This is a genomic window from Parafrankia sp. Ea1.12 (assembly GCF_900465275.1).
GTDB lineage: Bacteria > Actinomycetota > Actinomycetes > Frankiales > Frankiaceae > Parafrankia > Parafrankia soli.
Genome location: NZ_UBIZ01000565.1, coordinates 16,573 through 43,183, shown reverse-complemented (window position 1 = coordinate 43,183; position 26,611 = coordinate 16,573). Strand labels below are relative to the sequence as shown.

Below are 26,611 nucleotides of genomic sequence, written 5' to 3'. Positions count from 1 at the left end.
GGGTAGCCGGTGCCGGGTCCCGTGCCGGCAGGCGGCCATCCCGGCCCGCCCGCTCCTCCCTGCGCGGGCGGCTGCGGACCGGTGTGCGGACCAGGGCGCAGACCCGGGAAGCCACCGGGAGCGGGACCGCCGCCGAACGACACCGGACCACGCGAAGGCACCGGCGGGCCCGGAGGCGGTCCGGTCCACCCCGATCCGCCGGGCGGCGGGGCACTGAGCGAGAGGCCGGTCCGCGCGCCGTCCGGCCTCAGTATCTGCGTGCTGTCCAGCTCGTCCTCGATGTCCGCGGCGGTCTGCGCGTCGTCACGCGACGAGAGCGGGCCTGCCGGCGGCTCAGGGACGGGCGACACGCCGTCGTCGCCGGGGCCATGGCTGGGCACGATTCCTCCCGAGAGGGGATCTGGCCGGAATAGATGCTGCCGGGACGGATGATGGCACCATGCTGATGATGCCGCGCGTCACAGGGTAGGCACACGGTTCCGCCGGATCGTCCCGAGGCGTCCCGACCAGGGGCCTGTTGCGCCGGTGACGGGCCGTCCGCGGCGGGCGCTGGGCATCCGGCGGGAGCCCGGCGGGGATCCGGGCGCCGCCGCCGGATGCCGGCGGCCGCTCAGCCTCGCGGGATCGGGTCGAACTTGGCCCACCACTCGTACAGCGCGGAGGCGTTGTCGTTCAGCGCCATGAACGAGACCTGATCGCGGTCATAGGTCCAGAAGATGAAGAAACTGTTCTCGTAGTAGTAGCAAAGGGCCGTGCCCTCGGTCTGACCTTCCTTGAAATTCCACGTGAAGATGTCGGGGTCACCGGATGCGCAGTCACCCTGGTCCTCGACCTGCGTCTTCCGGAACTCGACGTCGTTGTCGAGGTGCGAGGCGTCCACATAGTGGTAGGCGGCGACGAGCTGGCCGTTGTCGGCGGTGCAGAACAGCGAGGCGTCGATGTCCTCGTCCTCGCCGCCCGGGTTCGCCTCACAGTCGGTCATCGTCGTCGGGTCCAGCTTCGCGAGCAGCGCCGACTGTGCCGCCGTGAGCGCGCCGGAGCTCGCCGACGGGGACGCCGACGGCGACGGCGACGCGCTGGTCGGAGCCGTTGACGGGCTGGCACTGGGGCTCGTGGAGGCGGACGGGGTCAACGATCCCGAGGCGACGGGCGGCGACGGCTTGTCGTCGGAGCCGCCGGTCGCGACCAGCGCGACCGGAATCGCGATGGCGAGTGCCACGGCCGCGGCCACCGCGATGATGATGATGTTGCGGCGCTTGTTCGGGTCGGGCGCGCCGGGGCCCCCCGGGCCGCCCGGGTAGCCGCCACCGGGCGGGTAGCCCTCGTAGCCCTGCTGGCCGTAGCCGGGCTGCTGGTAGCCCTCGGTCTGGTAGCCCTGCTGGCCGTAGCCGGGCTGCTGGTAACCCTCGGTCTGGTAGCCCTGCTGGCCGTAGTCGCCGTAGCCGGGCTGCTGGTAGCTCTGGCCCGTCTGGCCGTAGCCCTCCGCGCCCGGCGCGGCGCCGTAGCCCGGAGGGAAGGCCTGGGTCTGCTGGTAGCCCTGCTGCCCTGGCGGGTTCTGCTGGCCGTAGCCGTCGTATCCGGGCTGGCCGTATCCAGGCTGCTGGTAGCCCTGCTGGCCCGACTGGGGCTGGCCGTAGCCCGCGCCCGGCTGCTGCGCGTAGCCACCGGTCGACCCGTAGCCGGGCTGCTGGTAGCCGCCGCCCTGCTGGTAGCCGCCCTGCTGGTAGCCGCCTGCCGCGCCGCCGTCGACGCGCCGCGTCGCCTCGTCACCGGGGTGCGCCGCGTAGCCGCCGTCGTTCACGAGCCGGGTCTCGGCGTCGTCGCCGTAGCCCTGGCCACCGCTGTCGACCCGCCGAGTCTCGGCGTCCGGGTCCTGCGAACCCGGGTTCGGTGGCTGCATGACGTTCCTCCTGATGTGCCTATGTCGCCCGCGTCGACGGTCGGCATGGACCGTGGCCGGCGGTGGAGCGGCGGTACCTGAGACCGCCCCGCGGGACGGCGCCGTATGGGCTGGGCGCCGAGGCGCCGGGCGTTTGCGGGCGCCCGGTCGTCCCCCGTCTCCGAAGGGCGTCGAGCGCGTGCCCGCGGAGGGTCTTGTGAGGGTTCGACACCAGGCGCCGGCTCAAGCGTAGGAGTTCCGTGTTGATAACGAAGGCGCGGGTCGTATTTCGGACATGACTGATCGGTTCTGGTTCTCGCACCGTCACAGCACGGAGCGGATGCGTCGCCGATCTCCCGCGGACCTGTCCCGCTGTTGTCCCGCCGCCGCGGTCTCCAGGTGGCCCGCTACCGGCGGGCCCGTTTCGGAGCTGGCCGGGCCCCGCGGTCAGCCGCGGCTGGCGTAGGCGATGATCACGTCGTCCACGACGTGCTCGATGAAGGCGGAGTCGACCGGGTCCCCGGTGATGAGCAGCCGCTGCAGGATCAGCGCGGTGCCGATCTCCATCAGGATGGCCGGGTCGGCCTCCGGGGTTATCTCGCCGCGCGCGATCCCCCTGGTGATGATGACCTCGGACATCATCTTGCGCTGGCTCCACATGCGCTCGCGCACGGCGGCACGCAGCTCCGGATTGCGCGGCATCTCGGAGACCATCTCGGCCATGATCCGGCCCTGCTCACTGCCGACCAGCTCATGGAACGCGGTCAGGAACAGGATCATCTCGGTCCGCAGCGAGCCGCTGTCGGGGATCTGCAGCGTTTGTTCGGTGAACTGGGTGATCGAATCCATCACCAGTGCGACCTTGGACGGCCAGCGCCGGTAGATGGTGGCCTTCCCGGCCTTGGCGCGGGTGGCGACCCGGTCCATGGTCACGCCGTCGTAGCCGTGCTCGGCGAGTAGCTCGAGGGTCGCCTGGCGGATCGCGCCGTCGCGGCTCTCGTCGCGCGGGCGACCGCCCGGCCGGGGCGATGCGAGCGTCGGCCGCGTCACGGCGCACCCTCCTGGCTCTCGAACCGGCTGCGCGGCGGTCCCGGTGAGCGAGTCACCACTGGTGGAGAACCGGGCACGCTGTGCATGGGCTGGCCTCGAGAGCCTAGCGCAGCCGGGCGCCAGGAGAACTGATCGGTACCGGAACCCCGTGGTTCTCTTAGAGTCCCGATGGGATGAGAACGGGACAGGGCGCCGTTCGGCGCCGGGTCGCGAAGAACCCGGAGCCTTGCGGCGCCCTGGGTGGATCAGGCCTGGCCGGCGGGCTCGGGGACCCGGTCGGCCTTCACCGGAGGTGCCGCCACCTTTGGGTGGTCCGGGTGCAGGAAGACGTATTTCTTGTACGCCCAGAAGCGGAAGACCGTGCCCAGCCCGGTGCCCAGGACGTTCCCGAACAGGTTGAACGCGAGTACGCCCTCGAGGTGGAGCACGTACTTCGCGAAGCCGAGGCAGGCCAGCGCGATAGCCAGCCCGACCGCGTTCAGGATCACGAAGAGCGTGTACTCCCGGCGCAGGCCCGTTCGGGCGCGGTGGTTGAACGACCATTGCCGGTTGCCGACGTATGAGCAGGTCGCCGCGACCACCGTCGACACGGTCTTCGCGCTGAGCGGGCCCATCCCGAGAAGGGTGTGGCACAGGTTCGAGACGGCGAAGTCGATCGCGTAGCAGACCGCGCCGACGACGCCGAACTTGCCCACCTCATGGATGAGGACCTGAAGTGGTGAACGTGGAACCCGATGGCTCACCACGGGCGGCGCCGATCGACTTCGAGAACATCGATTTTGACCACCAGGAGAGACTACCGACGACCTGCGCGGCGCCATCTGCCACCCCCGAATGCGCACTCCGCCGACGCCTGTCCGGTCGCCGTCCCGAATCGTCCGTTTACCAACTGGCGTCCGTTCCTTGAGGGGAACCGCGCCCGCCGCCCGGGCGCTCCGCCGGGTTCGCCGCCCTGTGGCGCCTGTCATCGTGCCCCGGCCGGGCCAGGTGCGCCGGCCGGGAGCGACGCCTCGGCGCGGCCAGGGCAAAGACAACGTCAGGTGACGGGTCACTGCCTTAGTGTTCCCACCTGTGCGCTGCGTGATACGTCGGCACTCCTGGGCGTGTCCGTGATCCGATGCACCTGCCCGATCGCGGCAGATGGGTGGCGGTGGACGTCCCGTCCACTGCATTCTTGTCAGAGTGGCAAGCCTCCGCGGCGGTGACGCCGTGTGAGCGACGTAACCGACGGAGGTGACCCCCCGGTCATGAGCGCGCCCGAAGAACTCGGACACGCCCAGGGCACGACCGACATCCTGCTGGCACGTGCGGCGAGCTTCGCCGCACGGCGCCGCGCGGCGGGCGGCGGCTCGGCCCGGCCGGCCAGCCCGGCCACCGGCGTGGCAATCGTGGCCTGCATGGACGCCCGCATCAACCTCGAGGCGATCTTCGGCCTCGCGGAGGGCGACGCGCACATCCTGCGCAACGCCGGCGGGGTGGTGACCGAGGACATCGAGCGATCGCTGGCCGTCAGCCAGCACGCACTCGGGACCACCGAGATCATCCTGATCCACCACACCAGGTGCGGCATGGAGACGCTCACCGACGACGGCTTCCGCGCCTCACTGGCCGAGCGGACGGGTGTGCGCCCGAGGTGGCGGCTCCAGTCGTTCACCAGCGCCGCGGAGGACGTCTGGCGTTCGGTCACAGCGCTGCGCTCGTCACCGTTCCTGCGCGCGTCGGCCTCGGTGCGCGGGTTCGTGTACGACGTCGAGACCGGTGAGCTCGATGAGATCACCGAGAGCCCACAGTCGGCCGCGTCCGCGCCCACCCAGGCGACCGCCTGACCCGCGCGGCTGAGCCCCGGCTGGCTGAGCCCCGGCTGACGGTCAGGCCGGTGGACGGCCGAGCGCGTAGTACGCCCACCCGGCCTGGCGCCAGGCCGGGCCGTCGAGCGCGTGCCGGCCGTCGACGACGACCCGCCCGGTCACCCGCGGGGTGAGCGCGTTCGGGTCCAGGTCGCGGAACTCGGTCCACTCGGTGAGCACCGCAAGCGCGTCCGCGCCGGTCGCCGCCTCGTGCGCGGACGGCGCGTACTCCAGCTCGGGGAAGCGCCGCCGGGCGTTGGCCATCGCGGCCGGGTCGTACACGACCACCCGGGCGCCGGCCCGGTGCAGTTCGGCGGAGATCTCCAGGGCGGGTGAGTCGCGGATGTCGTCCGAGTTCGGCTTGAACGCCGCGCCGAGCACCGTGATCCGCCGGCCCTCCGCGCGGCCCCCGAGGGCCCTGGTGATCAGGGTGACGGTCCGCTCCCGGGCCCGCAGGTTGATCCGGTCGACCTCGGCCAGGAAGCCCAGTGCCGGGCCGGCGCCGAGCTCGGCCGCCCGCGCGTGGAAGGCCCGGATGTCCTTGGGTAGGCAGCCGCCGCCGAAGCCGATCCCCGGCCGCAGGAACCTCCCGCCGATCCTGGCGTCGTGGGAGAGCGCCCGCGCCAGGCTCGTCACGTCCCCGCCGGCGGCGTCGCAGACCTCCGACATCGCGTTGATGAAGGAGATCTTGGTCGCCAGGAAGGCGTTCGCCGCGACCTTCACCAGCTCGGCGGTGGCGTAGTCGGTGACGATCACGGGCGTGCCGGCCTCGATCACCGGCGCGTAGACGGCCCGCAGCACCGCCTCCCCGCGCCCGCCCGGCCGGACGCCGAAGACCAGCCTGTCCGGGCGCAGCGTGTCGTCGACCGCGAACCCCTCGCGCAGGAACTCCGGGTTCCACGCCAGCTCGACTCCGCCCGGCGCCGGCTGTGCCGTCCGTGCCCGGCCTGTCCCCGTTCCGCCCGGCGCCGCCTCGCCCGTCCGGGCACCGCCCGGCCCGGTGCCGCCGGTTCCCGCTGCCAGCCGGCGCGCGAGCCGCTCGGCGCTGCCCGCCGGCACCGTCGACTTGCCGACCACGAGCGCGTCCGGCCGCAGGCCGGCGCGGATCAGCGTCTCGACGGCCGCGTCCACGTAGGTCATGTCGGCGGCGCCGTCACCGGCCCGCTGCGGCGTGCCGACACAGATGAAGTGGACGTCGGCCCACCCGGCGACCTCGGCCGGGTCGCAGGTGAACGACAGCCGGCCCGCCTCCAGGTTCTTGCGCAGCAGCTCCTCGAGCCCCGGCTCGAAGAACGGCACCTCGCCCGCGCCGAGCCGGCGGACCTTGTCGGCGTCCGTGTCGAGCCCCACGACCTCATAGCCCAGCTCGGCCATGCAGACCGCGTGCGTGGCGCCGAGGTAGCCCGTCCCGACCACGCCGATGCGGCGGACGGCCGGCAGGTCACCCGTCATGAGCGGCCGGGGGGACCGCGGGTAGCCGGTCACGTCGTCGCTACCGCCGCCGGGCATGCGCGTCGACGGGGTCGATGGGACGAACCCCGGCCGGCAGGGCTTCGGTGAGTGGCCCCGGCACGGACCAGTCCACCGCGGTGATCCGTTCGCTGTCGGCCCGGCGGGCCAGCGCCGCCGGTTCGATGCTGGCCAGGTTGCGGCACAGCACGACCGACGCGCCGCTGACCAGCGGGATGAGAATCCCGGTGAGCAGGCCGACGGCGGTGGCGGGCCCGGCCGCGGTGAGGATCCGGTCGTCCGGGCCCAGCCCGGCGCGGCGGGCGGCGCTCTCGGCGATGCGGATCAGCCCCGCCTGGCCCGCGGGCGGCGGCGGCGCCGCGTAGCGGTCGCCGTGCGGCGGCACCTCGACCGCGTAGTCGAGCACGCCCGGCACCGGACGCCGCAGCCGGCCACCGAGCGGACGCAGCGACAGCGCGACGATCTCGTCGACGCCCAGTCCGGTGGCGATCTCGAGCCGGTCCTCGCTGACGAAGACGACACCGAGCTCCTCCGGAGCGGTGCCTGCGCCGGTGTAGCCGCCGGCGCCGGTGGCCGGCGACCCGGCACCCTCCGCTCCCTCGGCTCCCTTGCCGCCGGGGCCGCCGTCCGGCGTCTCCGGGCCGACGGCGACATGCACGTCGAGCCCCGCCGACCAGGCCGCCAGCAGGATGACGCAGGTCGTCCAGTGCGCCGGCAGGTCGACGCCCACCGCGTCCCCGGGCGCGAGGCCGACCGTGTCACCGAGCAGGTTCGCCGTCTTCGCCACCCAGTTGTCCAGCGTCGTGGTGGAGAACTCCACCCGCTCGCCGGTGGCGTCGTCGTAAAAAGTGATCATCGGACGCGCCGGGTCGCGCGCGAGCCGCGCGGCGAGCGCGGCGGCCACCCCGGGGAACCGCGCGGGCGGCGCGTCGGGCGGCACGGAGCCGTCGGGAAGGATCGACGGTGCTGGGACGAACCGGACGTCCAACGGTTCTGGTCTCCAATCCGGTCGTTCGTCGGCGGGCGGGCGGGCCCGGCGGTGGTCGGGTTCCGGCGAGCTGAGCGCCGGCGATCCGCCGCGGGCGGTAACGCTACCGACTCCCGTCCCCAGCTCGGACGTTCACAGGCACGACACGGCGCGGACGCCGTTCGCGCACCGGGGATCGGGCCCTCTCAGCCGGGTTCGGCGGTCAGGGGGTGCAGGAGGTGTCGGCGGGCACCGGCACCGCCGATGCCGTCCCAGCGGCGGTGCCGGGGAGCGGCGTCGTGCCGGCGGCCGCGGTGCGGTCGGCCGTCGTGCCGGTGGCCGTCGTGCCGGCGGACGCTGTGCCGGCGGACGCTGTGCCGCTCGGGCTGGCGGAGGGGGAGGCCTGCGCCGTTCCCCCCGGCGTGGTTGCCCCCGGCGCGGCGCCGGCGGCCACGGAGACGCCCGGCGCTGTGGGCGATCCGGAGCCGCCGCCGTTCTCGGCCGTGGCCCGCATCGGGCCCACGATCGCCTCCAGGCCGGCCGGGTCGTGCAGGAGGACCATGCCGTGCGGCGGGATCGTGCCCATCTCGTCGACGGCGCCGGCCGAGGGCAGCGGGACATACGTCGGGATCGTGATGAACCGCAGGCCGCCCGGGCCGAGCTCGCTGATCCGCTTCGCCAGCCGGAGCATCTCCGTCTGGGTCAGGCTGTCACTGATCTGCAGCGCGCCACCGACGGCGCCGAGCAGACTGGTGATCCGCGCGGGATTGGTGAGCACACCGGCGCTCGTCGCCGCGTCGAGCAGCCGGGAGAGGAACTGCTGCTGGCGCAGGATGCGCAGCCGCTCCTCGCCCAGCGCCTTGCGGGTGCGGACGAACGCCAGCGCCTGGTCCCCGTTGAGCCGGTTCTCGCCGAGCTGGCCCCGCCACCCCGACTCCCGGTCCCGGAAGTTGCGGGTACTGCCGTCGGGCAGCGGCCGGACGCATACCGTGACGCCGCCGACGGCATCCGTCATCGCGCGGAAGCCGGCGAGGTTGATCGAGACGGTGTGGTCGATCTTGAGCCCGGTGAACGCCTCGAGGGTCGAGATCAGGCCGGGCACGCCCGCGAGCGGGATGACGTCCGCGATTTTCGACAGGCCGTCCGGGGCGGTGGCGGCGGCCGCGGGCACGACGGGCACGAGCGTGTCGCGCGGGAAGGACACCAGCGTGACGGAGCGGTCCGCGTCGAAGTGGGCGACGATCGTCGTGTCCGCCCGGATGCCGCCCGGGTCGCCGAACTCGCCGTGGGTGCCCTCCCGGCTGTCGTTGCCGAGCAGGAGAACGTTCAGGTCGCCCGGGACCACCGCGGGCCGGGCGCCGGCGACGGGCGTCCAGTCCTTGCGGTCGATCGCGCTGTCGAAGTGCCGGTAGGCCGCCCACCCGACCGACGTGGCCCCCAGGACGCACAGCGAGATCATCGCGACCAGCGTGACGGACAGCCGGCGCAGCGGCGAGCGCCGCCGCCGGACAAGACGCGGGCTCAGCTCCGGTGGCAGCGCGGCGTGCGACCCGATCGCGGGCGTCGGTTCCGCGAGGCGCGCCTCCGTGAAGTACGGCTCCGCGGAACGCGGCTCTGGGAGGTTCGGCTCCGCGACGCGCGCTTCCCGGAAGTGCGGCTCGCGTGGGCTCGGTGGACGCCAGGTCGCGGGCGCGGGCGGCTCGGCCGCATCCGACCAGGTCAGGTCGGATCTTTCGGCTGAAAGCTCGTCTCTCGGGCGTCTCATCGCAGACTTCAGACGCCCGGTGATGGCCGGTGGTTGTTTGGGGTGATCCGAGGGTGGTGTGTGACGCCCCGCACATTCGCGCCGTTCGCCGGCGCCGTGGGCGGCCCGCGGATAGAGGGCGCCCACGGCCGGATCGGCGCGCCGCCGGTCAGGAGGTGCCGCCGGTCAGTACGTGCAGCCGGTGGTCAGCTCGGTCGCCGTCACCGGGGCGGTCGGCCTGGTGGGGGCTCCGAACAGGGTCGAGCCCGCCGGGCCCGTGGACCCCGTCGAGGCGCTGCCCGGTGCCGACGGGCGCATACCGGAGACCGCTCGGGCCCCGGCCGCGGGGACGCCGGTCGCGTCCACCTTCTCGAACGACTCGCCCAGCACCAGGGAGATCCGGTCGGCCAGGTCGTCGTCGCGGACAAGCCTGGCGTCGGGCACGACGGCCCGCACGGCGCGCGCCGCCGCCTCGCCGCCGGGCCCGTACCGCACCTCGCTGGTCTGCAGCGAGCCGGCGGGCCAGTCCCGCGGGGTTCCGACGCGGAACCCGAGACCGGCGAGGTCACTGCGCACGGCCGCGGCGAGCCCCCCGACCCGCGCGGCGTTGAACACGTCGACGGAGACCTCGCCCGGGGGCGACGCCGGCGGGGTGGGGACGGCCGTCGGGCTGGTGCCGTCCCGGCCGCGCAGCGGCGCCAGGAACGCGTCCAGCTGCGCCTGGTCGTAAAGCTGCACGGAACCGAACCGGGGCAGCTCGCCGAGCGCGTTCCCGCCCTCGGCCGGCGACGGCGCGTGCACGGGGATCGTCACGAACCTGATCTGGTCGGAGCTCATCGACCCCATCCGCTTCGCGAGCAGCCGGAGATCCTCGATGTCCGTTCCGTCGTCGATGGTCAGGGCCCGCGTCACCGCGCTGATCAGGTTCTCCAGCCGGGCCGGGTTCGTCAGCACGCCGTCGCTGGTGGCCTTGCGGAAGACCGCCCCGATGAACTGCTGCTGCCGGCGGATGCGGTCGAAGTCGTTGTCGGGCAGGCCGTGGCGCTGGCGGACGAACGAGAGGGCCTGGTCGCCGGTCAGGTGGTTCTCGCCGACCCGCCCCCGCCACTGGGACCACTCGTCACGCAGGTTCGTCCGCCGTCCGTCCGGCAACGCCTTCACACAGACCGTGACCCCGCCGATCGCGTCGGTCATCTCGCGGAACCCGGCGAGGTCGACCGACACATAGTGGTCGACGCGGATGTCGGTGAGATTCTCGATGGTCCGGACCAGCAGCGCCGGGCCCCCGATGGAGATCGCCTGGGTCAGCTTGTCCCGGCCGTGCCCGGGGATGCGCACGAGGGTGTCGCGCGGGAACGACACCAGGGTCGTCGTCCCGTTCGCGTCGAGGTGGGCGAGGATCGTGGTGTCCGAGCGCTGGCCGGCGACCTCGCCGCCGCGCTGGAACTCGCCCCCGGTGCCGGCCCGGCTGTCCGAGCCGACGAGCAGGAAGTTGGTCGTCCCCTCGACGGGGCTTGCGGGCCGGTCGCCGTCCAGGCTCAGCCGCAGCCGGTTGATCTGGCGGTCGAAGTGCTCGTAGACGGCGAACCCGCCGACGGCGAAGGCGAAGATCAGGCACGACAGGATGGCGGAGACGACGACGGCGAGCCGCGACGCCACGCCACGCCGCCGACCGGCCGACCCCGGGAGCCACCCTGACCCGTGGCCGTGGCCGTGGCCGTGGCCGTGGCCGAGGTCGGTGCTGTGGTCGTGGTCGGTGGTGTCGTCGTGAACGCCGTCCTGGGCGTGGTCCTGACTCTGCTCCAGGTGCTGCTCCCGGGTTCGGGCGTCCGAGCCGGCCTCGCCCGGGTTCCGGCGCTGGAGCCTGTCCCAGCCGCCGCGGCGCTGGTTCGGTCTCGGTTCGGTGAGCTCGGCCTCCGACCCGTCCTGGTTCGCGTGGGTGACCTCGCGCTGGCGCGAGCGTGCGCGCGGCCGTGACCTCGGCCGGCGCCGCCCGCCCGCTGCGGGGTCGGAGCCGGTACGGGGCGACTCAGGCCCCTGTCGAGGCCCTGTCGAGGCGCGCGGTCCAGCGCCGGTCACCGCGTCCCCCCTCTGTGGTGTGCCGGGTATCTCGGCGTGCCTGTCGGTCGACCGGCCTGCCCGTCGGACGGCTGGCACGCCGGTCCGCGGTGGCGGCGACCCGCACCCCTGGTTACTCAACGTACCCGGAACGTGACGGCGTAAGCGCTCATGGGTCGGCGTCCGCGCGGACTTGTCGAGGGAGAAGGTCGATGTGGAGATCTGGCTGTGGCGTGCATCACGTTTTGGTGACTTTCAGTCAGGGCCTGTCTCCTGGAACGACCCACGATAGGGTTTCGGATCATGAAGGCACTCGTGCTCGCCGGTGGCTCCGGGACCCGTCTTCGGCCGATCACCCACACCTCCGCCAAGCAACTCGTGCCCGTCGCCAACAAGCCGGTGCTGTTCTACGGGCTCGAGGCGATCCGCGGCGCCGGGATCACCGATGTCGGGATCATCGTCGGCGAGACGGCGGCCGAGATCGAGAACGCGGTTGGTGACGGATCGCAGTTCGGCATCACCGTCACCTACATCCGCCAGGAGGCGCCGCTCGGTCTGGCGCACGCCGTCCTCATCGCGCGGGACTTCCTCGCCGGCGAGCCGTTCGTGATGTACCTCGGCGACAACATGATCATCGGTGGGATCTCCGGGCTGGTCGAGGAGTTCCGCCACACCACCTCCGATGCGCTCATCCTGCTCACCAAGGTCGACAACCCCTCGGCGTTCGGCGTCGCCGAGCTCGGCGCGGACGGCCGGATCGTCCGGCTCGTCGAGAAGCCCGCCGACCCGCCGAGCGACCTCGCGCTCGTCGGCGTCTACATGTTCGGTCTCGCGATCCACGAGGCCGTCCGCTCGATCAAGCCCTCAGGACGCGGCGAGCTCGAGATCACCGAAGCGATCCAGTGGCTCGTGGACGGCGGCTACGACGTCGCGCCGCACCTCGTCGAGGGCTACTGGAAGGACACCGGCCGGCTCGACGACATGCTGGAGACCAACCGGCACATCCTCGAGTCAATCGAGCCCGCGATCCACGGCACCGTGGACGAGCACAGCACCATCGTCGGCCGGGTGGTGATCGAGGAGGGTGCGTCCCTGGTGCGCTCGACGGTGCGCGGCCCGGCGATCATCGGCCGCGGCACCCGGCTCGTCGACACCTACGTAGGCCCCTTCACCTCGATCTACCACTCGTGCGTCGTCGAACGAACCGAGATCGAGTACTCGATCGTGCTCGAGCGGGCCACCATCCGCGGCATCGGCCGCATCGAGGACTCCCTGATCGGGCGGGACGCCGAGGTCGTACCGTCGAGCGCTCTCCCCAAGGCGCACCGCCTGATGATCGGCGACCACTCCAGGGTCTCGGTCGCGACCAGCTAGCAGCAGAAGGACCCGACTCCCGCCCGGCCTGCCCGCCGCCGGCCGAGCGTCGGCTGGCGGACTGACGGTGGAGGCCCCGGTCCGTTTCTGGTGCTCGGCTACTCGCCGTTTGACTTCTTTCTCGCCGTTTCGGGCGGCATTTCCTGCGAAATTCGCTCCGAAAGGGCGAGAAGGATGCCAAACGGCGAGCAGGCCACCCGGGTGTGCGGGGATTTTGCCCGATAGATCGCGGTCTGGCCGTGTGATGGTGGTGGCGGCGCGGGCTGTGGCTTCACTGCTCGTGCGAGTGGGACTGAGTCGACACCTGGCTGGCCTGGGGTGGGACCAGGTCGACACCAGGCTTGCTGTTCGTGAGGGCGGGACCGCCTCGACACCTGGCTCCCTCGCGGTCGACCCATGAACTCCGACCCCCGGCGCACAGACCTCCAAGGCCCGCGCACCCGCCCTCGACCTCCGAGCCCCGAGGCCTTGGGTCGGTGCGGATCAGCTGGTTCGGTTTGCCCTGGCGGGCGGCGGTCAGCTGGCGGGGGTGTCGGCGGTGGCGTCGGCGGGGGTGCGGTGGCGCAGGGCCGGGATGAGGGTGAGCGCGAGGGCGATGATCCACAACAGTGCCGTCCCGACGACGACGGTGATGGTGACGCCCACGGGGAGTGGGGCCCAGCGGGAGATCGCGGCGACGACGTCCGGGATGCGGGCGGGAGTGAAGGAGACCTGGCGCGGCAGCCAGTAGTAGCTGCACACGGCGAGCAGGGCGAGGGCCTGCATGACGAGCCCGCCGACCAGCATGAGCACCGGCGCCCACCGGGCACGCGCGCCCAACAGCCGGCCGAGCCCGGCGACCGCGACGACCGCGAGGCCGACGATTCCCAGGTACAGGTAGCGGCCCTGGACGGCGATGCCGCGGGTGTAGCGCTCGTACTCGGCCCAGCTCCGCTGCCCGACCATCAGGTACGCGAAGGCAACCGGGGTGAGCAGCACCAGCGGCGCCGCCAGCCGAGCCAGTCGAGCCTGCCAACCGGGTGTCCCGGCGGGTGTCCCGGCGGGGGACGGGGCGCGACGGACGGCAGTGATCACGGCGAGGGCGCACAGCGCGGTCGTGACCACTGTGGCGGCGACGATCGTGACCGGGGAGAGCTGCGGTGGCTCGAACATGCCGAGACCGCCCCAGAACCTGCTGATCATCGTCCGGACGAAGTACCAGAACCAGGTGAGGAACGAGTCGGGGAGCAGGAGAGGCTCGCGGCGCGGCGGGTTCGTCGCCCAGCCGTTCGGCTGGAGGGCGTCGTACAGCAGGTAGTTGCGGACCCACCACCAGCCGCCGATGGCCAGCCCGAGCCCGACGGCGATCGCCGCCGGCAGCACCGGCAGCCGGCCCCGGGGCCCGCCCCGAACCGACTCGGCTCCGGGTTCGGGTTCGGAGCCGGCTGTAGCTGCGGACGTCCGGGCTCGCCGGGTGTGGAGCCAGCCGACGAGGTAGGCGGCGGCGATTGTGAACGGGAGGGCGAAGGCGAACGCCTTGGACAGCATGGCCACGCCGAACCAGACGCCGGCCCACAGCGCGGTCCGCCTGCGCAGGTCGCCGCGTACGACCCCGGCCAGGACCACGGTGAGGGCACCGGTCGCCAGGATGAGGATGCCGTCGTTGTTGAAGGTCGCGCCGACCCTGGTGAACCCGGGTATCGCCAGCGGAAGGGCCGCCGCGGCGGTGGCGAGCGGGCCGCGCAGGCCGAACCGGCGCGCCGCGGCCCAGGCCAGCAGGGGCAGCGGGGCCACGATCAGGATGTTGAGCAGCCGCAGGACCAGCACCTGCTGGTCGTAGGCCCAGTTCTCGGAGCCGGGCAGTGCCTCCAGCAGGCCGGCTCCGATCGCGTAGACGAGCGGCGGATGCTGGATCATCTGGTTGGACAGCCGGCCGTCGTCCACCGGGGTCGGCCCGCCGAGCTCGTCGAACGACTGCCGGGCGTCGCGCGGGGTGGGGGCGATCTCCGCGAACGACGGGGAGCCACGCCGCTTGCCGCCGGACTGGAACATGTCCTGGAACCGGCCGCGGTCGAAGTCGTCGGATGTCGCCGCGACCCCGGTGGCGATCATCTTCTCGCCCGGTGCCGGCCAGCCGGCCCCGTGCTGCAGGCCGTAGACCATGTCGACGTGCTGGGCCTCGTCGTAGCCCGCCCAGGTCGTGTACACGAACGAGTAGGTCACGAGCAGGGCCACATGCAGTGCGGTGATGAGCAGGACGATCACCGGAACGCGCCGCGGTCGCCGCGGAGACCGGGCCGCGGACGCCGCCACGCCTGGTGCGGGCACGTCCGACGCGGGCGCGGGCGGTGTCGGTGTCGGTGTCGGTGTCGGGGTCGGGGTCGGTGCGGACGCCACTGGTCCGGCGGACGGGGCCGGTACCGGGATGGCTGGCACCGGAGTGGCCCGTGCGGCTGGCACGTCCGGGCCGGGAGGCGCGTCGAGGTCAGCTGACTCTTCCCTGAAGGCGGTTGTCGCCTCCTCGGTGCCCGCGCCGGCCAGGCCGCCTGACCTGCGGGGCTGATCCTCGCGCAGGTCGGGCTTTTCGGTCATTGGCGTCTCGGGCGTCACCGGGATCAGGGTAGCCGCACCCTTCTCGGGCCGGTCGGTACCGGTCCGGCCGACTGCGCGTGATGGCGACGTCACTGTCGGGGTGTCGCCGGCTGTTCGTATACGTCTGCCAGACTCGCGGGGTGCGCATCCTCGTCACTGGTGCCGGTGGACAGCTCGGTAGCGACCTGTGTCGTCTCCTCGACGCTCAGTCGCAGGTTGACAACCCGCGAGTACGGGCCTGGTGCGGGCTCGCCCGATCCGAGCTCGACCTCGCCGACGCGGCCCAGGTGCGCGCGGTCATCGCCGACCAGGCCCGGCCGGCGAAGATCCAGGGCGGGCTCGTCGTGATCAACACCGCCGCCTGGACGAACGTGGACGGCGCCGAGTCGGACGAGGCGGGCGCGTACGCCGTGAACGCCACCGGCGCGGCCCACCTGGCCGCCGCGTGCGCCCAGGCCGGCGCGGCGCTCGTCCACCTTTCCACCGACTACGTCTTCGACGGTGACGCGACCAAGCCCTACGAGACGGACGACCCGCCGGCGCCGGTGTCGGTGTACGGCCGGACGAAGCTCGCGGGGGAGGAGGCCGTCCTGGCGCTCTGCCCGGAGTCGTACGTCGTGCGGACGGCGTGGGTGTACGGGCGTACCGGCGGCAACTTCGTGAAGACGATCGCCCGGCTGGCCCGGGAGCGCGACGAGCTCGCCGTCGTCGCGGACCAGCACGGCAGCCCGACCTGGTCGGCCGACCTCGCCGCCGGCCTGCTCGACCTGGTCACCGCGCGCCCGGCGCCCGGGGTGTACCACTGCACCGCGTCCGGGGAGACGACCTGGTACGGCTTCGCCCGCGCGATCGTCGCCGCGCTCGGCCAGGACCCGGCGAAGGTCAGGCCGACGACGACGGAAGAGTTCCCCCGCCCGGCGCGCCGGCCGGCCTACTCGGTGCTCTCGGCCCGGTCCTGGCTGGACGCCGGCCTGCGGCCGCTGCGCTCCTGGGACGACGGCTTCGCCGCCGCGTTTGCCGAGTTCGGCGCCGAGTTGCGGGGCTGACACCGCCACTGCCACGGCCACTGCCACGGCCACGGGCCGCCCGGCCCTCGACCAAGCCGGGCACTCGTCGTCGGTGCCGATCTCGGCTGACGTCCAGCGGGTAGCTTGATGGCTGTGAGCACTCAGACTCCCGACACGGCGGCGCGGCACGGCAGCCGTCCCGTCCTTGTCGCCGTCGCGTGGCCGTATGCCAACGGGGCACCGCATCTCGGGCACATCGCCGGCGCCTACCTGCCCGCGGACATCTTCGCCCGCTACCAGCGCATGGCGGGCAACCGGGTGCTGATGGTCTCGGGGTCCGACGCGCACGGCACCCCGATCACGGTCCGGGCGGACGAGGAGGGCGTCTCCCCGCAGGAGATCGTCGACCGGTACCACCCGGAGTTCCTGCGCATCTGGTCCGAGCTCGGGATCAGCTTCGACCTTTTCACGAGCACCCGGACGGACAACCACAGCGCGGTCGCCCAGGACGTGTTCACCCGCCTGCGCGAGGCCGGTTACATCTACGCCAAGGAGACCTCGCAGTTCTACGACCCCGACGCGGGGCGCTTCCTGCCCGACCGGTACGTCGTCGGCACCTGCCCGCACTGCTCGTATCAGCAGGCGCGCGGCGACCAGTGCGAGAACTGTGGGCGCACCCTCGACCCGGAGCTGCTGATCGACCCGCGCAGCAAGGTGACCGGGGCCGTCCCGGAGATGCGCCAGACGACGCACTTCTTCCTGCGGCTGTCGGGCCTGGCCGACCAGCTTCTCGACTGGTTGCAGACCCGCCAGGGCTGGCGCCGGCACGTCCTGAACTGGTCGGTGCAGTTCGTCAAGGACGGCCTGCACGACCGCGCGATCACCCGGGACCTGGACTGGGGCGTCCCGCTGCCGACCGACGAGCTCGGTCCGGGCAAGCGGCTCTACGTCTGGTTCGAGGCCGTGATCGGCTACCTGTCGGCGAGCAAGGAGTGGGCGGCCGCCACGGGTGATCCGGAGGCGTGGCGGGCCTGGTGGGAGGACCCCGAGGCGGCGGCGTACTACTTCGTCGGCAAGGACAACATCCCCTTCCACACCGTCATCTGGCCGGCGATGCTGATCGGCTACGGCGGCCTGAACCTGCCGACGGACGTCCCGGCGAACCAGTACGTCACCTTCGGCGGGGCGAAGGCGTCGAAGTCGGCGGGCATCGGGCGCGGGGTGCGCGAGTACCTCGACCTGCTCCAGCCGGACGCGCTGCGCTTCGCCCTGGCCTCGGTGCTGCCCGAGCAGAACGACACCGAGATCTCGGACGCGGACATCATCCGCCGGGTGAACGACGAGCTGATCGCCAACTGGGGCAACCTCGTCAACCGGGTCCTCGCCCAGATCAACAAGTTCTTCGACGGCGAGCTGCCGGAGACCGGCGAGCTCGACGGCGTGCACGCGGCGCTGCTCGACTCGGTGGACGCCGGCCTCGTCCGGGTCGGCGAGCTGCTGGGCAAGGTCGAGCAGCGGGCGGCGCTGCGGGCGGCGATGGAGATCTCCGCCGAGGTGAACGCCTACCTCTACCGCGAGGAGCCGTGGAAGACCGTCAAGGTCGACCGGGCGGCCGCGGCGCGCAGCCTTGCGGTCTCCATCCAGGCGATCTCCGGCATCACCACCGCGCTGGCCCCGTTCCTGCCGTTCAGCTCGGCCCGGGTGGCCGAGGTGCTGGGCATCGACCTCGACGGCTGGGAGCGCCGGCCCGTCCCGGCCGGTCGTCGCCTCGCGTGGTCCGGCGGCCTGTTCACCAAGCTGGACGTCGGCGCGCTGGACAAGGCCTCGCTGGACGCCCACGCCTGACCTGGGCGGCCGCCGTGCCGGGGGCGCCGCCGAACGCGTCGGACCGGCCTGGGAGACTGTGGCGCAATGGCGAGCTCATCGGGCCCGCCGCCCGTCCTGGGCACGCCACCCTCCCAGGCCGGGCCGGCGGCGGGGAACCTACCGCTACAGCCCGACCCTGCCCAGCCTGATCGTCACAATTCGCGACCTCATCGTGAGGATCGGTGGCGCGCGGATCGGCCGTCCGCCGCGCCGCGCCGCTGGGGCTTCGTGCGGCGCCATGCCGCCTTCCTGATCCTGCTCACGCTGGCCGTCGGGGCCCGGGCCGCCGTCCTGCTGGCCTACCGGCCCGCGCTCTTCTACTACGGCGACTCGCCCGCCTACCTCGACCAGGCCACCAACCGGCTGTGGGCGGGCGACTGGCGGCCGTCGGGCTACCCGATGTTCCTGCGGGTCATCGGCGCCCCCGACCACCTGACCCGGCTGGTGGTCGTGCAGCACGCGGCGGCCCTGCTGGCCGGGGTCGCCCTCTACGCGGCGTCGCGTCAGCTGTTCGAGCGGCACGGTCCCGTCGCGGCGGCCGGCCGCACCGGGGGCTGGCCGGCCGCGGTGGTCGCGGTACCGGCACTGCTGGCCCCCTGGGTGCTCGACCTCGGCCAGTTCGTCCTGGCCGACAGCCTGTTCGGGACGCTCGTCCTCGGCGGGCTCGTGCTGCTGGCCTGGCCCGGCCGGCCGGCCGCGTGGCGCTTCGCCGTCGCCGGGCTGCTGCTCGGCGCCAGCCTCACCGTCCGCACGGTCGGCTACGGCCCGCTCGCGGTGGGCGCGGCCGGTGCCGTCGTCCTGGCTGTCACGCACTGGCGGCGGGCCCACGCGGCGGTCGTGGCGGCGGGGGCCGTGCTCGCGTTCGTCCTGGGAGCGGCCGTCCCGGTCGTCGCGTACTCGGCGTGGAGCGCGGGGCAGGGGAAGGGCTTCACCGTCACCGCGCACTCGGGGTTCTTCCTGTACGGCCGGGTCGCCCCGTTCGCCGACTGCGCCCGCCTGCCCGACGATCCCGACCTGCTGTCGCTGTGCGACCCGCGCCCGGTCGGCGAGCGCGGCTCCCCGGTGACCTACCTCTGGCCGGACGACTCGCCGCTGCGCCAGGGCAACGACCTGGTCCCACCGGGTCGCGAGGAGCTCGCCGGCGAGTTCGCCCGGCGCGTGATCCGCGAGCAGCCCTGGACGATGGTCACCTCGACCGCCCGCTACCTGGCCGGGTACTTCTCGCCCGTCCCGTACGAGAACAGGCTCACGAGCCGCGCCGACACCTGGGAGCTGCCCCGGACGGGCACCAACCGCCTCGTCTCGGACGGCCCGCACGCCGCCGACGGGTACTTCTCCGTCGCGCGGCTGAACGACCCTCCGGTCGAGCTGCTCGCCTTCTATTCCCGGCTGGGCTACGGGCCGATGCCCCTGGTCGGCCTGGGTCTGCTCGCCGGGCTGCTGGCTCAGATCGTCGGGCGGGCGCGCGGGCGCGCCGGCCCCGGTCGGCTGTTCTGGCTGCTCGGGGGAGCAAGCCTGTCCACCCTGCTCCTAAGCTCCCTGACCTCGGCGTTCGATTACCGCTACCTGGGATCGGTCGTCGGCCTGCTCGCCCCGGCCGCGCTGCTCGGCGCGGCCGGGCTGGCGCGGGTGCTTCGACCGCGGCCGGTCGACCGCGGCGGGAGCGTCAACGAGGGAGGTATCGCGTGAAGGTCGCGTTTCTCGGCCTGGGCCGGATGGGCGTCCGGATGGCCCACCACATCCTGGCCGCCGGGCACGAGCTGGCCGTCTGGAACAGGACACCCGGGCGCGCCGGCGAGCTGACGGCCCGCGGCGCCAGCGAGGCGGCCGACCCGGCGGCCGCGGTGCGCGGCGCGGACGCCTGCGTGTTGATGCTGTTCGACCCGGCGTCGGCGGCGGATGTCCTCGCCGCGGTGATCCCCGCCGCGCCGCCCGGCCTGCTTGTGATCAACTGCACCACGGTCGGCCCCGCGGCCGCCCGCGAGCAGGGCAGCGTCGCCCTGGCAGCGGGCCTGCGCTACCTGGACGCGCCGGTGATCGGCACGATCGGGCCGGCCGAGGCGGGCACCCTGCGCGTCCTGGTGGGCGCCGCCGACGCCGATCTCGCCGCGGCCCGCGGGATCCTCGAGACCTTCGGCGACCCGGGGCGCATCGACCATGTCGGGCCGGTCGGTGCCGCCAACGCGCTCAAGACGGTGTTCAACCTCGGCCTGGCCGAGGCGACGGCCGCCGCCGCCGAGGTGCTCCGCTACGGCACCGCGCTCGGCGTCGACCGGAGCCTGCTGCTGTCCGAGCTCGCCGCCGGGCCGCTGGGATTCATCGTCGAGTACAAGCGGGCGATGCTGGAGTCGGGCGACTACTCCACGCCGGCCTTCACCGTGGCCGGGCTCGCCAAGGACGTCCGGCTGGCCACCGAGTCGGTCGCGGGACGGCTGCCGATCGCCGAGGCGACCCTGGCCCTCACCGCCGCCGCCACCCGGGCCGGCCACGCCGAGCACGACTTCGCCGCGCTGGCCGCCGCGGATGTGCCCGACCCGGCCTGAGCCCGCCCCACCCGGAGCCGTCCCGGGTGGGCGCCGCTCAGGCTGGTTCCGGTCGAGTCCGGGTGAGCGCCGCTCGGGCTGGTTCCGGGTGGACCCGCGGCGGCGCTGGCTGGTGCTCGGCGTGGCCGGCGCGGGCCTGCTGTTCGGCTCCGTCGGCCTGCTCACCGCGTTCGCGACCGCCCCGTTCGCGGGGGCCGACGAGGCGCAGCACACCGCCTACGCCCTCGAGGTCGCCGACGGCCGGCTGCCGGAGCTGGACACCGCCGTGCGCGCGGCCGTCCCGGGCATGTCCGGGCTGCCGGCCGGCTGCCGGGTGCCCCCCGAGGAGGCGCGGGCCGCGATCGACCTGCGGGAGGTGGCGATCCTGCCCGCCTGCGCCCGACGCCCCAGCGGGCTGAGCAACTTCGACCTCGTCTACACGGCGAACCATCCGCCGCTGTTCTACCTGCTCGAGGCCGTCCCGCTCGGCGGTGGCCGGGCCGCGGGGCATCCGCTGGCCGGCTTCTACGGGGCGCGGCTGCTCAACCTCGCGATCGGGATCGGCGCCCTGGTGGCCACGGCGGCACTGGCCCGGGCCCTGCTGCCCACCCGGCCCGACCTGGCGGTCGCCGCGGCGGCCTTCACCGCTGTGATCGGTGGGTTCGTCGCGGTCGCCGGCCAGGTCTACAACGACGCGCTCGCCGTCACGCTGATCACCGGAGCGACGGTGGCGACGCTCACGCTCGCCCGGCGCGGGCCGTCGGCGCGCACTCTGGTCCTGCTGGCGCTGCTGATCCCGGCGGCCGCGCTGAGCCGGGCCAGCGGCGCGCTGGCCGCCGCGGTTCTCGTGCCGGCGGTCGGCGTCGCGTTCGTGCTGGGCCGCGGCGCGCCGGGCTGGGCCCGCGCCGAGCGGGCCCGCACCCTCCTGCTGGGAGTCGCCGCCGCCGTCGCGACGGCCGCGCTCACCGTGTTGGTCGCCGGATGGTTCTACCTGCGCAACATCAGGCTCTACGGCGATCCGACGGCCACCGGGCTGATCGCCGACATGTTCCCCACCGGAGCGGAACCGCGGTCGGTGCGCGAGGTCCTCACCTCCGGTGACTTCTGGTGGTTCGTCTACCGCGGCTTCTTCGGCCGCCAGGCCCTGCTGACCGGCGCGGCCCGGTGGATGGCCGTCTGCGTCGGCCTGGTCACGGTCGTCGGACTGCTCGCCGCGGCCGTCCGCGCGGCCAGGAACCTCCGGCGCGACAGCGGCCGTGGCCGGTGCGACAGCGGCCGGTGGAGTACCGCGGTGGGCGTGCTGTGCTGGCTTGTCGCGATCGCGCAGGCTGTGGTCGCGGGCGCGACGCTGGTCGGTTTCGTCGCGGCCGGGGGCGCTCCCTTCACCCGTTACCTGCTGCCGGCGTTGCCTCTGCTGGCCGTAGCGTTGGCCGGCGCGTGCTCGGCGCTCCCGGCCGCGCGACGCGGTCTGCCGACGTCCGCTCTGGTCACGGCGCTCGGGATCACCGTCGTGGTCATGCTCGGCCGTGAGCTGGCTCGGCGTGATCCGCAGCTCGCCGGGCGGAATGTCCTCGGCCGGCTGCACGACGCGCTCGCGGCGACGGCCGTCGGCCCGGATGGTGCCCTCGTGTTACTGAGCGTCCTGGCTGTGCTGGGCGCGCTCGGAGTAAGCCTGATCGGCCTTTCGATGGCCATGCTGGGCGCCGCGGAATCTCGAAAGAGGACGAAGCGTCCGGCCCGGGTCAGTGCTGATCGGCAGCCGGAGGGTGCTCGACCGCTGGAGGACTCCGATCCGGTTCCGCAGGTAGCCGATTACCCGAGGTAGCGAACACCGCGTTTTCTGATGCTCGGCTCCTCGCCGTTTGGTTTCTTTCTCGCCGTTTGAGGCAGCGTTCCCGGCGAAATTCGCTCCGAAAGGGCGAGAAAGGCACCAAACGGCGAGCAGGCCACCCCGGCGCACGGGGGCGTCACCCCGGCGCGTCGGGGTGACGGGGGACTCAGCCGGCGACGCGGCGGTAGACGGCGGCGGTCAGCTCGGCGGTGCGCCGCCAGGTGAACGCGCGGGCGTGCTCGCGGCCGGCGGCGGCCTGGGCGGTGTCGGTCGGTTCGGTGAGCGCGGCGCCGAGGGCTCCGGCGAGGTCGTCGGCGAAGACGTCCCACCGGCCGGGGATGACCAGGCGGACACCGGCGGCGGCGCCGACCACCTCGCGCACCGCGGGGATGTCGGCGGCCACGACCCGGGTACCGGCGGCCAGCGCCTCCAGCGGCGGTAGCCCGAAGCCCTCGTAGCGGGACGGGAAGCACAGCGCGGCCGCGCCGGCGACCACGGAGCGCAGCTCGGCGTCGTCGAGGTAGCCGACGGTGACGACGGCGTCCGCGGGCAGGCCCGAGGTGTCGAGCGTCGGGCCCCAGCCGGGCGGGCCGACGAGCGCCAGCGGCGGGGTGTCGGGCGCGTCGGCGCGCAGCCGGCGCAGCGCCTCCAGCAGCACCGGCAGGTTCTTGCGCGGCTCCGCCGACCCGACGAACAGCAGGTACCGCTCGGGCAGCCCGCGCGCGGCGAGCCAGCCGCGGGCCGGGGGAGCGGCGTCGAACCAGGCGGCGTCGACGCCGAGCGGGGTCGGGGTGACCATGTCCGGGTCGAGCCGGTAGGCGGCGATCACCTCGTCGGCGACGGCGCGGCTGGGGGTGAGCACCGCGGCGGCGCGGCGCAGCCCGCGCGGCACCAGCGTCGCGTAGCGCGCGGAGGCAGCCGACACCGTGTCCGGGGTGCGCAGGTACGACAGGTCGTGCACGGTCAGCACACCGCGCGCCGATGACAGCGGGCCGAGGACGAAGTTCGTCCCGTGCACGATGTCCGCCCGCCCGGTGAGCCACTCGGTGGGCGGGCGCTCCGAGCGTGTCCAGGCGTCCTGTAGCAGCCGCGCTGGGACGCGGCGCGCCGCCGGGCGGACCCCGGCGGGCAGGGCGGCGTCGAGCCCCGCCCCGCCGCGCCAGGTGAAGGCGGTGGCCGCCACGTCGAGATCCGCCCCGGGCAGCTCGACGAGGCCGGCCAGCAGCGCCGCCGTGTATCGGCCGACGCCGGTGCGCGGCCCGAGCAGCGGGGTTCCGTCGAGGACGACGCGCAGCTTCGGCACCGTGGTCAGGAGTCCGTGCTCAGGAGTGAGTGCGTGCTCAGGAGGGGGTCCACGGTCAGGAGTAGAGCCGGCGCTGCTCGGCGATGCCGTGCCAGCGTTCGGCGAACGCGGCGTCGGAGAACTGCTGGGCCCGCTGCACGGAGGCGGCGGCCAGCCGGGAGCGCAGCCCGTCCTCGGCGGCGAGCCGGCGGGTGAACGAGGCGACCTGCTCCGGGCCGGTCCAGCGGTAGCCGTCCACCCCGTGCCGGACGATCTCGCGCTGCCCGGCGCGGTCGATGACCACGGGCACGCAGCCGCCGGCCATCGCCTCGACGGTCGTCATCCCGAAGTGCTCCGCCGTCCAGGGACGTTTGCGGTCGTCCTCGCCGTAGCCGGTCGCGGACCAGAAGACCGAGCTGGTCGACAGCAGCCGCTCCACCTCGGCGCGCGGGGCGTTCGGCAGGACCTCGACGGGCACCCCCGCCCCGGCGGCGCGGACCTGCTCGACGTACGGCTTCTGCGAGTCCTCGCATCCGCCGACGACGTACATCCGCCAGTCGGGCAGCGCACCGGAGCGGTACAGCTCGGCGAACCACTGCACCATCTCGAGCTGCCGCTTGGCATGGCCGAGGCCGGGGGCGAAGAACCGGCCGACGGTGATGACGGCCTTCTCGCGCTCCGGCGCCGGGGTGAGCCGGTCGACCTGGATCGGCGGGAACAGCACGTCGGAGTCCCGCCGCCACATCCGCCGGATCCAGCCCCGGGTGTACTCGGAGTTGGCCATCACGGTGTCGTAGCCCTCGAGGTAGCCGAGGTCGGCCGGGTCGCGCAGCAGCCAGGGGAAACGCAGCGCCATCCGCTCCAGCGGCCCCTCGTCGGCGTCGGTGACCCGCGGCCGGCTGACGGCCACACCGAGCTCGCGGACGTCCGCCGGCCCGGGGGAGAAGACGTCGCTGACGAAGGTGAGCTCCGTCCCGGCGGTCGACGACGGCAGGGTTACCTCGAACGGCGCGAACGCCTGGTCGATCTGGAGCTTGGCGAGGACGGTGCCGTCCGCGTCGACGACCCGCAGCCGCACGGCCCCGCTCGCCCCGGGACGCCCGATGTCCGCGCGCAGGGTGCGCCCGCCGCCCGGGTTGACGGCCAGGATGCCCTCGCCGTTCGTCCACGTCCACTGCCGGCGCCGGCCGCCCTCGGGCGGGTACCAGCCCTGCCCGAAGCTGACGGCCGGGCTCACCCCGCGCAGCAGCGGGCCGGCGGTGCGCACCGCGGCCTTGCGCCAGGCGGCCATGTCGTGGTCGAACGGCGTCGGGAAGAAGCACAGGTAGGCCGACCGCGGCGAGCGCGGGGCGAGCCGGCTCATGTACGAGCCGTTCACGAACAGGTGGTACGACTCGGACAGCGCGGCGATCGCGTCCTCGCCACGGTCCGGCAGCCGCCGGTACCGGCAGCCGGAGAGATCCAGGCCCAGGTGGCTGCCGAGCGCGTCGAGGTCGACGTCGGAATGCCCGATCAGGTCGACGTCGAGCCCGTCCGCGGCCAGCACCTGCGCGATCATGCCGTTGTGGCGCTCGCCGCCGCCCATCGAGTGCCAGAAGCGGTTGTAGACCGCCGCCCGCAGCCCGGGCGCGACCGGCGGGCCAGGTGCCACCGGCTCCACGGTCGTCGCCGGATCGGTCGCCGGCTGGTCGGTTGCCGCGGGCTCCCCGGAGCCGGGCGTGGTCATCGCTCCACCAGCCAGCTCTGCAGGCTGACCCGGCGTTCGGTGGCGGTCGCGCCGATCTCCCGGCGGCGGCGCAGCATCGCCGGCAGCAGCCGCAGGTAGGAGGCGAAGACCCGAACCCGCAGCACGGTGGGCCGCACCGCCGGGCGGCTGCGCGAGCGCAGTGCCTGTCGCCATGTCCGCACGGCGATCGACGCGGTGGTCAGCGGGTAGCGCGTGACCGCCGAGACGGCCGTGCGCACGGTCGCGTCCTTGGTCAGCATCAGCAGCCGGTTGCGGTCGGTGTGGAACACGAACAGCGGGGACCACTCGACGCTCGACGCCGAGTGGACGTGCCGCAGCACCGCGCCCGGGACGTAGCGGATCTGGTACCCGCGGGCCCGGATGCGCCAGGAGAGGTCGGTGTCCTCGTAGTAGAGGAAGAAGTCGTCGTCGAACCAGCCGAGCGCCTGGCCGAGCTCGGTCCGCATCGCCATGCCGTTGCCGCAGGCGGTGAAGACCTCCTCGGGGTTGTCGAACTGGCCGGTGTCGATCTGCTGGTAGCCGCGGTCGGCGCCGTAGCCGTCGGTGAGCACGATCCCGCCGACGTTGTTGATCACATCGACGCGCGGGGCGCCCTCGTCCACGGTGAACGACACGGTGGACGGCTCGGTGCCCACCGGCAGCGTGCGCGTCGCGGTGGTGTCACCGGCGCCGGCCCAGCCCAGGGTGACCTGCTTGGCGGTGTCCGCAGCCCAGGCGAGGCCGATGGTGACCGGGCCGCCCTCGGGCACCGGCACGCACAGCTCACCCTCGCCGCGGGTCCAGAAGAACGGCGCGTCCGCCGGGCCCTCGGCGCCGAAGGTGAGCTTCTCCCACAGCACCTCACGCAGCGCCTCGCGGCCGTTCACCGTCACCGAGCTCACCCGGACGCCCAGCTCGCGCGGGTCGTGCGGCCCCGGCGAGAAGGTGGGCGTCGACAGGGTCAGCCGCAGGAAGCGGGGGAGGAACACGACCTTGCCGGTGACGGCGCCGAGCCGGTTGCCGCCCGGCTCGGCGAACGGGGCCAGCAGCCGGGCCAGCCAGTCCGGCTCGGGGATCGCGTCGTTGTTCAGCAGTACCGCGTACGGGGTCGTGACACCCCGCAGGGCGAGGTTGTTGCCGCCGGCGAAGCCGAGGTTGCGGTCCGAGGGGACGAGCTTCGCCCACGGGTAGCGCTGTGCCAGCACCTCGCGCGAGTCGTCGGCCGAGGCGTTGTCGACCACGTGCGTCTCGAAGGTGAACGGCGCGTCCTGCTTGGCGACGGCGTCCAGGCAGGGCGGGAGCAGGTGGGCACCGTTCCAGTTCACGATGACGATCGTGGCGAGCGGCTCGGGTGCCGCCTGGCCCGTCATGGCCACGTTCATTGCCATGGTGGTCATCGCCCCGTTGCTCGTCGCCC

Annotated in this window: 19 protein-coding genes and 1 pseudogene; 8 read left to right on the top strand and 12 right to left on the bottom strand. The window is 73.5% G+C overall.

Going from position 1 to position 26,611, the window contains the following annotated elements; genetic code table 11:
* The 4 genes and pseudogenes from FMEAI12_RS38875 to FMEAI12_RS31660 all read right to left on the bottom strand — a co-directional run.
* Positions 1 to 380, bottom strand: a pseudogene (locus tag FMEAI12_RS38875) (hypothetical protein); the annotation flags it as partial.
* Between the two features lie 230 nt (positions 381 to 610).
* On the bottom strand, positions 611 to 1,900 hold the full coding sequence (locus tag FMEAI12_RS31670) for a hypothetical protein (RefSeq protein ID WP_112108889.1): 1,290 nt from the start codon (positions 1,898 to 1,900) through the stop codon (positions 611 to 613).
* A 426-nt stretch (positions 1,901 to 2,326) separates the two neighbouring features.
* Positions 2,327 to 2,929 carry a TetR/AcrR family transcriptional regulator gene (locus tag FMEAI12_RS31665; protein WP_020463351.1) on the bottom strand — a complete coding sequence of 201 codons (603 nt, stop codon included), beginning with the start codon at positions 2,927 to 2,929 and terminating at the stop codon, positions 2,327 to 2,329.
* 245 nt (positions 2,930 to 3,174) lie between these two features.
* Positions 3,175 to 3,672 carry a GtrA family protein gene (locus tag FMEAI12_RS31660; RefSeq protein ID WP_200835474.1) on the bottom strand — a complete coding sequence of 166 codons (498 nt, stop codon included), beginning with the start codon at positions 3,670 to 3,672 and terminating at the stop codon, positions 3,175 to 3,177.
* A gap of 504 nt (positions 3,673 to 4,176) precedes the next feature.
* Between FMEAI12_RS31660 and FMEAI12_RS31655 the strand changes: the two genes are divergently transcribed.
* On the top strand, positions 4,177 to 4,755 hold the full coding sequence (locus tag FMEAI12_RS31655) for a carbonic anhydrase (RefSeq protein ID WP_112108887.1): 579 nt from the start codon (positions 4,177 to 4,179) through the stop codon (positions 4,753 to 4,755).
* A 42-nt stretch (positions 4,756 to 4,797) separates the two neighbouring features.
* Here the strand turns inward: FMEAI12_RS31655 and FMEAI12_RS31650 are convergent, their stop codons facing one another.
* The 4 genes from FMEAI12_RS31650 to FMEAI12_RS31635 all read right to left on the bottom strand — a co-directional run bounded on the left by FMEAI12_RS31650 (position 4,798) and on the right by FMEAI12_RS31635 (position 10,616).
* Positions 4,798 to 6,228, bottom strand: coding sequence for a UDP-glucose/GDP-mannose dehydrogenase family protein (locus tag FMEAI12_RS31650; protein WP_165938682.1), 1,431 nt, complete (start codon positions 6,226 to 6,228; stop codon positions 4,798 to 4,800).
* Positions 6,229 to 6,268: 40 nt separating this feature from the next.
* Positions 6,269 to 7,234 carry a TIGR03089 family protein gene (locus FMEAI12_RS31645; RefSeq protein WP_112108886.1) on the bottom strand — a complete coding sequence of 322 codons (966 nt, stop codon included), beginning with the start codon at positions 7,232 to 7,234 and terminating at the stop codon, positions 6,269 to 6,271.
* 202 nt (positions 7,235 to 7,436) lie between these two features.
* The gene (locus FMEAI12_RS31640; RefSeq protein WP_112108885.1) at positions 7,437 to 8,978 is read right to left on the bottom strand and encodes an LCP family protein; all 1,542 of its coding nucleotides are present in this window, start codon (positions 8,976 to 8,978) and stop codon (positions 7,437 to 7,439) included.
* A 165-nt stretch (positions 8,979 to 9,143) separates the two neighbouring features.
* Positions 9,144 to 10,616 carry an LCP family protein gene (locus FMEAI12_RS31635; RefSeq protein WP_235014900.1) on the bottom strand — a complete coding sequence of 491 codons (1,473 nt, stop codon included), beginning with the start codon at positions 10,614 to 10,616 and terminating at the stop codon, positions 9,144 to 9,146.
* A 54-nt stretch (positions 10,617 to 10,670) separates the two neighbouring features.
* Here FMEAI12_RS31635 and FMEAI12_RS38870 point away from each other — a divergent pair, with 54 nt between their 5' ends.
* Both FMEAI12_RS38870 and FMEAI12_RS31630 read left to right on the top strand, forming a co-directional pair.
* A complete protein-coding gene (locus FMEAI12_RS38870) occupies positions 10,671 to 10,934 on the top strand; it encodes a hypothetical protein (protein WP_235014898.1) in 264 nt (87 codons plus the stop codon).
* A 384-nt stretch (positions 10,935 to 11,318) separates the two neighbouring features.
* Complete coding sequence (locus FMEAI12_RS31630; RefSeq protein WP_112108883.1) at positions 11,319 to 12,389, top strand: glucose-1-phosphate thymidylyltransferase; 1,071 nt, start codon at positions 11,319 to 11,321, stop codon at positions 12,387 to 12,389.
* 516 nt (positions 12,390 to 12,905) lie between these two features.
* Here FMEAI12_RS31630 and FMEAI12_RS31625 read toward each other — a convergent pair.
* Entirely contained in the window at positions 12,906 to 14,960 is a 2,055-nt protein-coding gene (locus FMEAI12_RS31625; protein ID WP_235014896.1) for a glycosyltransferase family 39 protein, read from the bottom strand.
* A gap of 80 nt (positions 14,961 to 15,040) precedes the next feature.
* Here FMEAI12_RS31625 and rfbD point away from each other — a divergent pair, with 80 nt between their 5' ends.
* From rfbD to FMEAI12_RS31600, 5 genes are all read left to right on the top strand, one after another.
* Entirely contained in the window at positions 15,041 to 16,006 is a 966-nt protein-coding gene (rfbD, locus tag FMEAI12_RS31620) for a dTDP-4-dehydrorhamnose reductase (RefSeq protein ID WP_235014904.1), read from the top strand.
* Between the two features lie 108 nt (positions 16,007 to 16,114).
* Positions 16,115 to 17,812: a methionine--tRNA ligase gene (gene metG, locus FMEAI12_RS31615; protein ID WP_112108880.1), complete on the top strand. Its 1,698-nt coding sequence runs from the start codon at positions 16,115 to 16,117 to the stop codon at positions 17,810 to 17,812.
* 66 nt (positions 17,813 to 17,878) lie between these two features.
* Entirely contained in the window at positions 17,879 to 19,522 is a 1,644-nt protein-coding gene (locus FMEAI12_RS31610; protein WP_112108879.1) for a hypothetical protein, read from the top strand.
* Positions 19,519 to 20,376, top strand: coding sequence for an NAD(P)-dependent oxidoreductase (locus FMEAI12_RS31605; protein ID WP_112108878.1), 858 nt, complete (start codon positions 19,519 to 19,521; stop codon positions 20,374 to 20,376). Before FMEAI12_RS31610 ends, FMEAI12_RS31605 begins: the two co-directional genes overlap by 4 nt.
* An 88-nt stretch (positions 20,377 to 20,464) precedes the next feature.
* A complete protein-coding gene (locus tag FMEAI12_RS31600) occupies positions 20,465 to 22,180 on the top strand; it encodes a hypothetical protein (RefSeq protein ID WP_235014895.1) in 1,716 nt (571 codons plus the stop codon).
* Positions 22,181 to 22,352: 172 nt separating this feature from the next.
* Here FMEAI12_RS31600 and FMEAI12_RS31595 read toward each other — a convergent pair whose 3' ends face one another.
* The 3 genes from FMEAI12_RS31595 to FMEAI12_RS31585 all read right to left on the bottom strand — a co-directional run bounded on the left by FMEAI12_RS31595 (position 22,353) and on the right by FMEAI12_RS31585 (position 26,591).
* On the bottom strand, positions 22,353 to 23,480 hold the full coding sequence (locus tag FMEAI12_RS31595) for a glycosyltransferase family 1 protein (protein ID WP_200835475.1): 1,128 nt from the start codon (positions 23,478 to 23,480) through the stop codon (positions 22,353 to 22,355).
* 64 nt (positions 23,481 to 23,544) lie between these two features.
* Complete coding sequence (locus FMEAI12_RS31590) at positions 23,545 to 25,194, bottom strand: glycosyltransferase (RefSeq protein WP_071066289.1); 1,650 nt, start codon at positions 25,192 to 25,194, stop codon at positions 23,545 to 23,547.
* Positions 25,191 to 26,591 carry a glycosyltransferase family 2 protein gene (locus FMEAI12_RS31585; protein ID WP_235014903.1) on the bottom strand — a complete coding sequence of 467 codons (1,401 nt, stop codon included), beginning with the start codon at positions 26,589 to 26,591 and terminating at the stop codon, positions 25,191 to 25,193. Before FMEAI12_RS31585 ends, FMEAI12_RS31590 begins: the two co-directional genes overlap by 4 nt.
* Positions 26,592 to 26,611 lie beyond the last annotated feature (20 nt).

Coding starts and splice junctions, on each gene's coding strand:
- FMEAI12_RS31670 (WP_112108889.1), bottom strand. CDS start 1,900: ATGCAGCCACCGAACCCGGGTTCGCAGGACCCGGACGCCGAGACTCGG.
- FMEAI12_RS31655 (WP_112108887.1), top strand. CDS start 4,177: ATGAGCGCGCCCGAAGAACTCGGACACGCCCAGGGCACGACCGACATC.
- FMEAI12_RS31650 (WP_165938682.1), bottom strand. CDS start 6,228: ATGACGGGTGACCTGCCGGCCGTCCGCCGCATCGGCGTGGTCGGGACG.
- FMEAI12_RS31640 (WP_112108885.1), bottom strand. CDS start 8,978: ATGAGACGCCCGAGAGACGAGCTTTCAGCCGAAAGATCCGACCTGACC.
- FMEAI12_RS31630 (WP_112108883.1), top strand. CDS start 11,319: ATGAAGGCACTCGTGCTCGCCGGTGGCTCCGGGACCCGTCTTCGGCCG.
- FMEAI12_RS31625 (WP_235014896.1), bottom strand. CDS start 14,960: ATGACCGAAAAGCCCGACCTGCGCGAGGATCAGCCCCGCAGGTCAGGC.
- rfbD (WP_235014904.1), top strand. CDS start 15,041: ATGGCGACGTCACTGTCGGGGTGTCGCCGGCTGTTCGTATACGTCTGC.
- metG (WP_112108880.1), top strand. CDS start 16,115: ATGGCTGTGAGCACTCAGACTCCCGACACGGCGGCGCGGCACGGCAGC.
- FMEAI12_RS31610 (WP_112108879.1), top strand. CDS start 17,879: ATGGCGAGCTCATCGGGCCCGCCGCCCGTCCTGGGCACGCCACCCTCC.
- FMEAI12_RS31590 (WP_071066289.1), bottom strand. CDS start 25,194: ATGACCACGCCCGGCTCCGGGGAGCCCGCGGCAACCGACCAGCCGGCG.
- FMEAI12_RS31585 (WP_235014903.1), bottom strand. CDS start 26,591: ATGACCACCATGGCAATGAACGTGGCCATGACGGGCCAGGCGGCACCC.